The sequence below is a fragment of the Bartonella sp. AD328YNZD genome (genome assembly GCF_042196425.1).
The window spans coordinates 1-923 of record NZ_JBHIQG010000633.1; the positions used below are offsets into that span (position 1 = coordinate 1).

Consider the following 923-nt stretch of genomic DNA (forward strand, 5'->3'; position numbering starts at 1 on the left):
TCACCTTCTTGCTCAGATTTCTTCTTAATGATTTGGCGTTTTAACAAACGCGCACGTTGTGACAACTCTTTATCGTCTGCTTTCATTAAAAAAACATCAAGACCACCGCGGTGCTCAACAGAACGCAACGCACTTGCAGAAATGCGCAAGCGATAACTTTGCTGTAACACTTCTGAAATCAATGTCACATTGCAAAGATTTGGTAAAAAACGACGCCGAGTCTTATTATTTGCATGGCTAACATTATTACCATACAGAACCGTCTTCCCTGTCAATTCACATGCACGAGACATAAACTTCACCCTTAAAACTCTAAGAAACTTTCAAATCCCTATACCCAAAGGATAGAATGAACGTAAAGCACGCACAACACTACCTCGAACGGGCACCATTGGGAAGTTTCTTTCTAATAGGGGGTCGACAACAAAAGGTCAAGTCTTTTATAAAACCTTTTTCATCTCTTATGGGAGCATTTTTCATCTTTTTCTGCAATAAGGCGTACAAAATGTTTTTTTAAAGTCACACCATGTTAGAATGAAAGCTTATTGTCCTGAAAGGAAATATAAATCATGAGTAAACAAGAGTCCCCCATGACAAAGCTTCAAGAAAATCCTAACCGTTTTTCTTCTTTTTTGTTTGGAACTTTATGTATTTGTTTTTTTCTTCTCTTCAGTGCATTAGGTATATGGCAAGTACAACGGTTAAACTGGAAAACAAATCTTATCACCAGTACCAATCAGCGCATTCATTTGCCCCCCATAAAAGCCCCCCCCAAAAATCAATGGGCAGATGTTACTTTTGAAAAATATGAATATCAACCTGTTGTTATCACGGGAAAATTTTTAACAGATAAAAATATTTTGGTCACGGCTACCGCTCAAAATACTACGGGATATTGGGTTTTGACTCCTTTACAAACCACT

The 923-nt window shown here is 37.7% G+C and carries 2 protein-coding genes; one reads left to right on the top strand and one right to left on the bottom strand.

Going from position 1 to position 923, the window contains the following annotated elements; genetic code table 11:
* Window positions 1–293, bottom strand: a 293-nt coding sequence (gene rpmB / locus ACFIO3_RS14145) for a 50S ribosomal protein L28 (protein ID WP_375704693.1), incomplete at its 3' end; no start/stop codon positions are given.
* Between the two features lie 276 nt (window positions 294–569).
* On the opposite strand from rpmB, the gene ACFIO3_RS14150 reads away from it, so the two are divergent.
* A partial coding sequence (locus ACFIO3_RS14150; RefSeq protein ID WP_375704694.1) for an SURF1 family protein occupies window positions 570–923 on the top strand: 354 nt, incomplete at its 3' end.